We start from the raw sequence: 9,397 nt of genomic DNA on the forward strand, positions 1-9,397 counted from the left end.
GGCATGTAGAACAGTTTCATATCTTCCTTGGAGCGATCGCTTTAATCAACGTTAATAAGCTCTAAACGAGATCCCGTAGGGTAGGCACTGCCCACCCTACAACACGCTATGCCGCCATATCAAACAGCAACACTTCAGAGTCCTTAGACGCACCTTGCAGCGTGATTTGCAATTCCTGAGCGATCGCAGCGCCATCTCCAGCGGTGAGCGTTTGATCGTTCAGCTGCACGGCACCTCGGACCACTTGTAACCACGCGACTCGGTTGTCTGCTAACGCATGGCTCACTTTGTCACCTTCCTGTAAGGCAGTGGCGTAGAGATTGACATCTTGATGAATGGTGATCGAGCCATCACGTCCATCACGAGAACCGACTAAGCGCAACTGACCACGCTTTTCTTCCTCGGTGAATGTCTTCTGCTCGTAACTCGGCGCAATGCCTTTCGCCTCTGGCAAAATCCAGATTTGCAGAAAGTGAACGGGTTCAGTTTTGGAGGCGTTAAATTCACTGTGCTGAATGCCCGTTCCAGCAGACATCCGCTGCACATCTCCTGGACGAATCACCGATCCGGTGCCAATGCTGTCTTTATGCTCTAATGCACCTTCGAGGACGTAGGAAATAATCTCCATGTCGCGGTGTCCGTGAGTGCCAAAGCCTTGACCGGGAGTTACTTTGTCTTCATTAATCACCCGCAAATCAGCAAAGCCCATGTGGCTGGGGTCGTAGTAGTTGCCAAAGGAGAAGGTGTGACGACTATCGAGCCAACCAAAGTTTGCAGTGCCACGGTCTTGAGCAGGTCGAAGTGTAATCATGTTTCAAGTCTCCTAAGCGGTGAGAGTAGCGATGGAAGCTATATCTTTTAGCCACACTGCTATTATGAATTAGATTAAATGAAAAGACAATACACTGTTTTATATGCAGACTGTCTCCAATACGTCTACAATAGTTGAACAATGGACAAATTTGAAAGCATTCGTGCCTTTACCCAAGTTGTAATTTCTGGTGGATTTGCGGCTGCCGCGCGGGACATGGGATTATCACGATCGGCTGTGAATAAGCTTGTGATTGCGCTCGAAAATGAGTTGGGTGTGCAACTGCTGCACCGCAGTACGCGGGTAGTGACTCCGACAGAGACGGGACTGGCGTTTCATGAGCGCTGCCTGGATATTTTGGCAAGTCTGGAAGAAGCTGAGCGATCGATCACTCTGCTTCATGAGCAACCAAGAGGTAGATTGCGAGTCAATGCGCCAATGTCGTTTGGCACAATGCACTTGGCTCCAGCCCTAGCTGATTTTTTGGTGCAGTATCCCGATCTTCAGGTGCAGTTGACCTTGAACGATCGCTTTATTGATCCGATCGAGGAAGGCTTTGATGTCACGGTGCGAATTGCCAAACCTCAAGAGTCCGCCAGCTTAATTGTGCATCCGATAACTGCAGCTCAACGGCTGCTGTGTGCGGCTCCCAGCTATTTAGAAACGCATGGAATTCCAACTCACCCAAACGAACTGCGTCAGCATTCGTGTTTGCACTACGGTCAACTTGCGGTTGAGCATCAGTGGACGCTCATTGGACCCGATGGAGAACAGACGGTTTCTGTGGATGGGGTGTTGTGTTCCAACAATGGGGAAGTGCTCAGAGATGCCGCGGTGCGAGGGTTAGGAATTGCCCTACTACCCGCGTTTATTGTGAGGCGGGAGTTGCAGCAAGGAACGCTGCAAATTGTGTTGCCCAACTATCATCCACCCGAACTCTCGATCGCCGTGATTTATCCGGTCAGTCGTCATCTGTCTACCAAGGTTCGATTACTGGTTAATTTCCTTCAAGAACGCTTTGGCGATCGATCAGATTGGCATCCTGATTAACCAATGGTGATTAATTCAGGAAATCAATGCCATACTTGGGCTCCTGCCGGCTTTTGGTAATAGAGATTCTTGAGCTACCCTGGAACCAGAATTTTCGTTGCCTGAATGAGCGATCGTGTCTGTTTTCACCAAAAGCTGACATGAACCCTTTTTAAGGAGAGCTAAGGGAGATTAATACCTTCCATAGATCCCTAAGCAGGTTGCAACACTGCATCATCCTCCTTGCCCTCAGCACTGTAACCAAATAGGTGCTCATCATACACACCTTGAACAGCTTGCTTGTATGAACCCAGATGATCATGCAACAGTTCTGCTGCAACTGAAACCCAGGTAGTCATGATCACACCTGCATTATTCATCCGTAACACACAGGCATCCTCTGCCCGTTTGCTCCAAGCACCTGATGCATCAAGAACCGCATACACCTCAAACCCTTCTTTAGCAGCATCAATGGCTGGAAAGACCAAGCATACATCGGTTGTCAGAGCAGACATGATCAGTTTCTTGCGTCCAGTAGCTTTGACTGCTTCAACGTAGTCGGGGTCAGCCCAAGCATTGACTAAATGACGGTTGATCACAGGTAAATCGGGAAACAATTCCAACAACTCGGGAATGATTGAGCCGTTAATGCCCTGAGCGAAGCTGCTGGTTAGCACGGTGGGCATATTGAGAACCTTCGCCAGTTTTCCTAGTGCAATAATGTTGTTTCGCAACTCAGCTGTATCGATCGACTTTATGCCCCCAAAGAATCCTTCTTGATGGTCAATCAACAGCATGGCTGCATTGTCAACACTAAGACGATCGGGGTATGGGGTATGAATGTTTGTGCTAGGAGTTGTGGCGCTGCTCATAATTGTTGCTCCATAGTTGTTTGGTCTTTGGACAAAGCGGAACCATAAGACTTGTAAAGTGTAGGCTGAATGCCACCTGGTCGTCTTGGATGATCCTGCTGTGTATCAGGACAATCTTGCCCTAAGCACGAAACTGACTGGGCGACACCCCAACCTGGCGTTTGAAATGGCGACTCAGGTGACTTTGATCGACAAAACCAACTTGAGTGGCAACAGTCGCGATCGACAGATTGGTGGTTTTCAGTAGCTGTTTTGCTTGAACAACCCGACATTGAATCAGATATTGATGCGGCGTGAGTCCGGTTGATTGCTTGAACAACCGACTGAAGTAAAACGGACTCATCCCGACCCATTGAGCGATTTCAGTGATGCTGGGATTCTGCGCGGCATGTGCCTGAATGTATTCGATCGCCTGCTGAAGTCGCGCTTGTGGCAATCCATCGGTATACTGGCGAACCTTGAGGGGTTGTGTCGAGTAATGCTGGATTAATTGCGCCGAGATTGCCATCGCCATTGCCTCGGTGTAGAGGCGATCCCATACTCCAGTCGTCTCCAGCTTCGTTTTCAGCGTGATGCCAATTTGGTAAATGAGTGGATCATTTAGCTTAAACTGCGGCATCAATTCCAAACCATCCACGTTTGCCACATCAGCCATCAATCGAACCATCAACGCAGACTCAAGATATAGATGAATAATTTCACAAGCATCGTGTAAGCGAACTGACACAGGCGCAGTTGCCGGGGTCAAGCAAATATCACCTGCTCTAAAGCGATCGCATTGGAACTCTCCATTGATCATTCGCTCCTTCTCAACGGGAGCATGATTCAGGTGAATGGTGATGAAGTGTTGAGGAAAACAATGTTCAGGCGTTTCAAAGGCAGCGAGAAAATGGTGATGCGCGAGTTGAATTCCGTTCCATGAGGTAGCTTGACTCGAAAGAACTGGCAGCCCTGGAAGCACCTTTAAGATCGATTCGTCGTGAGCCGCGTTAACAGTCACAGGTTTTGCTCTAGTCATAAACTCTCCAACAGCTCAACCAATTTTCTTTGCGAGTTCTAGGGGTAGATTCTTGCTGCAACTTCTCAGTTAATCCAGTTGAACCAAATCTCATTTCAGTGCTTTTAGCACAACCCGGAGTAGTGAATCACAATCTTCGCGCCATCCTCTGCCAGAGCCTTAGCAAACAGCTTGCCCAAGTTTGCAACTCCTGTAATGATCGCAACTTTTCCGTTTAAAGCACCAGACACAACAATCTCCTTGCCGATAGTGACTACTGTTCGACAGAACAGTTTCAAGGTTTGCTGGCACTCGTTGGTTTCTGTCATAACCTCTACGTCACGCGCCGCCACGAGTTCAGCTTTGATGCCTTTATCCTAGGGGAAATGATTGCAATCCCCACCTATGAGTCGTCAAGTTTTTGACCTGGACAAGCGTTACGGTAATTGGTTTAACTATAGGATTAAAGAACCCCCTAACTTTCGTCTAGGACATGATGAAGAAGGGAATAGCTTCAATCAATTTTTCTGCTCTAATCTAATTGAACCAGACCCCGTTTCAGTGCTTTGAGCACAGCCTGCGTACGATCGCTCACACCGAGCTTACTCAGGATATTGTTGACGTGAAATTTGACGGTTCCTTCAGTAATCGAGAGCAGAGCGCTAATATCGGGGTTGCTTTTGCCCCTAGAAAGCAGGCGCAGCACTTCTAGCTCTCGCGTCGTAAGTTCGGGTAGGTCAATGCGAGTCGCGAGTTTAGCGCCCAGTTCATGGGAAATATAGCGCTTGCCCGCGTGGACGGTTCGAATCACCTCTAAAATCTCTCGACAGGGTGTATCTTTTAGCAGATAGGATTTTGCGCCCGCTCGTAGCCCTCGATAAATATCTTCATCGGTATCATAAATCGTGAACATGATAATGCGGGCATCTGGAAACTCAGCGCGAATTCCCGCGATCGCCTCCACGCCGCCGACATCCGGCATGCGCAAATCTAAAATCGCAATATCGGGCTGACAGTTGCGAAATTGCTCGATCGCCGCTCGTCCATCATCCGCCTCGGCAACGACGGTCATATCAGATTGATTGTTCAGGATTCCCGCTAATCCCTGTCGCACGATCGGGTGATCATCAGCAAGCAGAATGCGAATGGTCATAATTCCCTACTCCCGCTTCACCGCTACAACAACTTCCGTACCCTGACTAGGCTGGCTATGAATGGTTAGTTTGCCTCCAATGCGTTCAGCCCGTTCGCTCATTCCCAGCAAGCCAAAGCCCTTTTCCAGCGATCTCTGAATCTCGAATCCCTGCCCATTGTCTTTGATTCGTAGAATGATCTGTGTGCTTTCATACACTAGCTCGATCGAAATTTCAGTGGCATGAGCGTGCTTGAGGGCATTGGTCAGCGCTTCTTGCCCAATTCGTAATAGATTATCTTCAACATGGGGTTGTAAAGCATAGAGTATGCCAATTATGCGGCAGGTTACTCGTGTAGTTAAAGAGGTTCTTTGAGCCGCGAGGCTGTTTAAGGCACTACACAGATCGCCCTCCTCTAGCAGCTTAGGTCGGAGCGCAGCCACCGATCGCCGCGCTTCGGCAAGCCCGGTTCGAGCTAACTCATCGATCGTTCCAATATACGCGAGGGCTCTATCCGGATCGTTTTCCATCGCATCTGTTGCGGCGCCGATGTGAAGCAAAATGCCGCCAAACGTTTGAGCTAAGGTATCGTGAATTTCTCGTGCAATTCGATTACGTTCGTTGAGAACGGATGCGGCTTCTGCCCGTTTGCGATCGCTAATGTCTTGTCCAATTCCCACCCGTAAGTGATTAGAAAGCTGAATGCTTGCCCAGGAGGTTTCTAGCAGATGCCCTGTTTTGGTGGTCGTTTTTAGATCCAACCATTGTTCAGTCACCGTTAACATGTGGTTCAAAAATCGCTGGCGTATCGCGAGATCTGGAAAACTTTCTGTAATCAGATCGCGGTCTGCTAATTCTGCTTGCGACCAGCCCAAAACCTGCTCTAATTTTTTATTAACAAACTGGATCTGACCCTGGGCATCGTAGAGCAGGATCATCTCAGGCATGTGATCAATGATGGTTTGCAGGAGTTCTTTTTCCTGCGCTAGTTCTGAGGTGCGGGCGGCTACTTTTTGCTCCAGCGTTCTGGCATATTCTTCTAGCTGATCGTGGGAAAGTTTTAATTGACGGTGGGAGAGCTGCAAGTTTTCCCACAGCAGGTAGCCGTTACCGACGAGAGTAGACCCAATCAGAGCGAGTAGAGGCGGAATCACAATCACCCACCACCCCGCTAGAAACAGCAGGTAGGCGCTGCCCAGCAGGGCAATGCTACAGAGCAAAACGCCGATCGCCGTATGTGAGGGCGATCGCAGGGTCCAGCCGAGCGTGGCTCCAATTCCCGCCCAAGCCACGATCCAAAGCCACTCGAACGGCTCCGACCACACCTGTAATAAAGGTCGCCCGTCCAGTGCCGCACTAATCACCTGACTAGCTAGCTGAGCATGAACTTCGACGCCCGCTAATGCCCTCCCAGAGGGCGTAACTGAGGTGTAAAAATTGTCTTTGAGACTTTCGGCTTCGATGCCAATCAGCACAATGCGATCGTGGATTAAACCCGGTGGCATGCGACCGTCTAGCACATCGGTTATAGAGATTCGCCGAAAGCCCTGCTGTAGGTTGCGAAAGTTGGACAAGACTTGATAACCACCATCATCAATGCGGATATAGCCGCCATCATTTGCTTGTACCGGCGTAAACGCTGCCTGCCCTAACTGGAACTGATGTTTATCTGGGTCAATGGTTTTAGGTGTGATTTTTTCTGCTGCTAGATAGATAAATGCCAGCTTTGCTCCCAGGCTTAGAATCGCTCGATTATCTCGATCGCGCAGGTAAAGCAGATTCCGACGCAGCGTGCTATCCACATCCAGCACAAAATCGCTGGCGCTCACTTGACCCAACTGATTTAAGAGGGCTGGGGCATCCACTGCCGTACTGTCTACATTGCTAACGACTTTCTTGATCCCAATTAAATTGGGTGTAGAGGCAAACAGCTTCACTAGGGCGGAATGTCCTGGCTCCACGGGTAGATTGCGATAAAGATCAAGCCCAATGGCTCTGGGGCGTTGCTGTTTGAGTAATTGCAGTAGCTGCGCGAGCACGGCATCTGACATGGGCCACTGCTTGAGTTGATTGATGTCCGACTCATCGATCGTGACCAGAACAATTCGGGGGTCAGCAGGCTCCGATGGACGCAGATGAAAGAACTGATCCAGTGCCACCAGTTCTGATAGCTGTAGCACTCCGGCTAAACGCAATGTAATCACGATCCCAGAAGCACTTGCAGCCGTAAGCACAATGCCACGCCATTGCCAAATTCGCTGTTTTAGAGTTGTCCAGATCATGGTGAGCGATCGCTATTTTCGCAATGGCTGTATCGCAGTCGGGTTCAATCCACCTGATTGCAGGAGATCTTTCCAGGCTACTTCCAGGGTTGGATCGGTGGGCTGAGCCCGCTGTAGCTCAATGACTGCGGAGAGTGTTTCGTACCAAATACCCACTTTTCTGTACAGCAAAACCCGCTCCTTGGCGACTGCTTGGGTGATTTGGCGCAGTTGAGCGGGAGCCAGTTGGATGCGGCGAATCCAACCGGTTGTCAGGCGATCGCGGCGGCGATTGTTTGGCTCACAAATCAGGGCAAACGCCCACGTATAGGTTTGACCGACTGCAAGCGGCGGTGCGTTAGACGGCAAGGTAAACCGAACAATGCTGGGGGTGCCTGTTAGAGTAAAGGTCGTCTGGTAAATTCCACGCCTGGTTTGATCAAATAGACTGAATTCCGCTGTTTTGGCACTGGTGGTTGGGACAGAAACGAAAAACGTGGGATAGTCTGACAGGGTTGAGCCCGGTTCGATCTCTGGACTGAGAGCCGTCAAGGATTGGGTTGCGGTTTTGGCATCCTGAGGACATGAACCGCCATCGCGCCGACCACCCCCTGTCGTGCGCTTCGGATTTTGGGGCGGAGGTGGCAAGTCGCTAATTTGCTGGGTACGCCCTTCACGTGGCAAGACTTGCCTCTGAGCCTGGATGCCAAGGGCACTGGGTGCGAGAGCCATTATCCCCAGGAGTGCAGACAGCAACAGAAATCTTATCCGGATCATGAGCGAAGATATCCTTTGATTTCAATCCTCTCGATTCTAAGCAGCCAACACCCCGATCGCAGGTTTTGAAGCTAGCAGCTTAATTTCTGTCGTTAGGATTTACGCAGCCAGCGTGTTCTGAATTACGCGAATCATAGCCAATTCCCCAAAAGGACAAACGGTGCCCAGTAGTAGGGATTCTCGTATTCTGGCTGCTTGAGCAGCGCCAGTTGGGCACGACGCAGGGCTTCTGCTTTAGTCACTCCGGCTTTTTCGATCGCCCGATAAAATTCGACCATGAGTAACGCCGTGGAGCGATCGTTGACTGACCACAGCGTGGCTAGCGTGCTGCGTGCCCCCGATCGCACCGCAAAGCCTGCCATTCCCAAGGCGGCTCGTTGATCCCCCGCCGCTGTTTCACAGGCGCTTAGCACCAAGAGTTCGATCGGGCGTTGATTCCCTTCTCTTGTTTGCAGAAGCTGATCCAATTGCTTGACGGTAATTCGATCGTCCCACGTCAAAACAAAGGTTTCATCAACATTGGAGCTAAATTGACCATGGGTGGCTAAATGAACAATGGGAAACGAGGTGGTATCAATTTTGCTTTGGAATGTCGTGTTAGTAAACGTTTGATCCAGCAGGACTTGAGTTGGCAGCGTCGATTTGATTTGACTCACTTCAAGCTCCACATTCGGCAAGGCTGGAAATCCTTGCCGGGACTGACTTAATCCGCCTAACAATCCGGTTAGCGGCTGACGTTTCAACGGCTGCGGCTGTAGTAGCTGGAGACCCGGAGCCAGCGCTACGCGATACGTCTCGACCAGGTATCGCTGACCATCATGAAGGGCTGCCATTGGCAAATTTCGCAGCGATCCATCCAGCACGAAGACCAGCGTTTTAACCTCGCTGGCGGTAAGCTTGGCTTCTAAAGGTCGAACCAGTAAATCATAGACTTGTCGAGCGATCGGGAGCCGCTCCTCTGGGAAAGCCGTTTCCCGCAGCGACTGCTGCATCTGAGCCAAAATCCGCTCGGTTTCTGCTTGTGATAGCGCCGTCTGGTAGTAGCTTAAGGGCTGGTTGGGCAGAGAAAGGATAACGGCAAACTGGTTGGGCAGGATGATGGGATAAACAATGGCGGCTTGAGTATCGATCTGATCCACTTGGACTGGGCGAGCATCCAAACAAGCTTCTCGAAAGAAGTTGTCTAGTTCTGCGAGTTGGAGGGATTCAATCACCTGCCGCGCCTGTTTCAGGTTGTTTTGGCTTGGCTCGCTGCCCGGAGCGGAGCGCAGCAGGAGTTCCACAAACTGTCGATACAGCGGCTCCACGCTCTCTCGAAAGGAGAACTGCACGTCTGGGTTAATCGCAACCAAGTCGCTGCGGAGGGATTGGAGCGTGTTGAACGCATCGGTGTAAGCCGCGATCGCGCTGCCATAGGGCTGGCGAGACACGGGCACTACGGTTTTAACACTGGCACGACTGTCGCCCTGAACTGCCAGCAACCGTCCTAACTGCCATTGCCACTGATACGCAATATC

At 50.5% G+C, this 9,397-nt stretch carries 9 protein-coding genes; 1 reads left to right on the forward strand and 8 read right to left on the reverse strand.

Features of this window, described 5'->3' with window-relative positions:
* Positions 1-106: 106 nt before the first annotated feature.
* Positions 107-811, reverse strand: coding sequence for a pirin family protein (locus H6F43_RS11045; protein ID WP_190342817.1), 705 nt, complete (start codon positions 809-811; stop codon positions 107-109).
* 141 nt (positions 812-952) lie between these two features.
* On the opposite strand from H6F43_RS11045, the gene H6F43_RS11050 reads away from it, so the two are divergent.
* Positions 953-1,861, forward strand: coding sequence for a LysR family transcriptional regulator (locus H6F43_RS11050; protein WP_190342818.1), 909 nt, complete (start codon positions 953-955; stop codon positions 1,859-1,861).
* Between the two features lie 191 nt (positions 1,862-2,052).
* Here the strand turns inward: H6F43_RS11050 and H6F43_RS11055 are convergent, their stop codons facing one another.
* The 7 genes from H6F43_RS11055 to H6F43_RS11085 form a co-directional block, all read right to left on the reverse strand.
* Positions 2,053-2,637 carry an isochorismatase family protein gene (locus H6F43_RS11055; protein WP_190342819.1) on the reverse strand — a complete coding sequence of 195 codons (585 nt, stop codon included), beginning with the start codon at positions 2,635-2,637 and terminating at the stop codon, positions 2,053-2,055.
* A 196-nt stretch (positions 2,638-2,833) separates the two neighbouring features.
* A complete protein-coding gene (locus H6F43_RS11060) occupies positions 2,834-3,730 on the reverse strand; it encodes an AraC family transcriptional regulator (RefSeq protein WP_190342820.1) in 897 nt (298 codons plus the stop codon).
* 104 nt (positions 3,731-3,834) lie between these two features.
* A complete protein-coding gene (locus H6F43_RS11065; RefSeq protein ID WP_190342821.1) occupies positions 3,835-4,038 on the reverse strand; it encodes a hypothetical protein in 204 nt (67 codons plus the stop codon).
* 203 nt (positions 4,039-4,241) lie between these two features.
* On the reverse strand, positions 4,242-4,862 hold the full coding sequence (locus H6F43_RS11070) for a response regulator transcription factor (protein ID WP_190342822.1): 621 nt from the start codon (positions 4,860-4,862) through the stop codon (positions 4,242-4,244).
* Positions 4,863-4,868: 6 nt separating this feature from the next.
* Positions 4,869-7,124 (reverse strand): CHASE2 domain-containing protein, encoded by a 2,256-nt coding sequence (locus H6F43_RS11075; protein WP_190342823.1) that lies wholly within the window; start codon positions 7,122-7,124, stop codon positions 4,869-4,871.
* 12 nt (positions 7,125-7,136) lie between these two features.
* The gene (locus H6F43_RS11080; protein ID WP_190342824.1) at positions 7,137-7,835 is read right to left on the reverse strand and encodes a DUF928 domain-containing protein; all 699 of its coding nucleotides are present in this window, start codon (positions 7,833-7,835) and stop codon (positions 7,137-7,139) included.
* Between the two features lie 176 nt (positions 7,836-8,011).
* Positions 8,012-9,397, reverse strand: a 1,386-nt coding sequence (locus H6F43_RS11085) for a CHAT domain-containing protein (protein WP_190342825.1), incomplete at its 5' end; no start/stop codon positions are given.

This window comes from Leptolyngbya sp. FACHB-36, from assembly GCF_014695955.1.
GTDB lineage: Bacteria > Cyanobacteriota > Cyanobacteriia > Leptolyngbyales > Leptolyngbyaceae > FACHB-36.

Bases quoted from the DNA above. Each gene is read 5' to 3' on its own strand.
- H6F43_RS11045 (WP_190342817.1), bottom strand. From the start codon at position 811: ATGATTACACTTCGACCTGCTCAAGACCGTGGCACTGCAAACTTTGGT.
- H6F43_RS11050 (WP_190342818.1), top strand. From the start codon at position 953: ATGGACAAATTTGAAAGCATTCGTGCCTTTACCCAAGTTGTAATTTCT.
- H6F43_RS11055 (WP_190342819.1), bottom strand. From the start codon at position 2,637: ATGCTGTTGATTGACCATCAAGAAGGATTCTTTGGGGGCATAAAGTCG.
- H6F43_RS11060 (WP_190342820.1), bottom strand. From the start codon at position 3,730: ATGACTAGAGCAAAACCTGTGACTGTTAACGCGGCTCACGACGAATCG.
- H6F43_RS11065 (WP_190342821.1), bottom strand. From the start codon at position 4,038: ATGACAGAAACCAACGAGTGCCAGCAAACCTTGAAACTGTTCTGTCGA.
- H6F43_RS11070 (WP_190342822.1), bottom strand. From the start codon at position 4,862: ATGACCATTCGCATTCTGCTTGCTGATGATCACCCGATCGTGCGACAG.
- H6F43_RS11075 (WP_190342823.1), bottom strand. From the start codon at position 7,124: ATGATCTGGACAACTCTAAAACAGCGAATTTGGCAATGGCGTGGCATT.
- H6F43_RS11080 (WP_190342824.1), bottom strand. From the start codon at position 7,835: ATGGCTCTCGCACCCAGTGCCCTTGGCATCCAGGCTCAGAGGCAAGTC.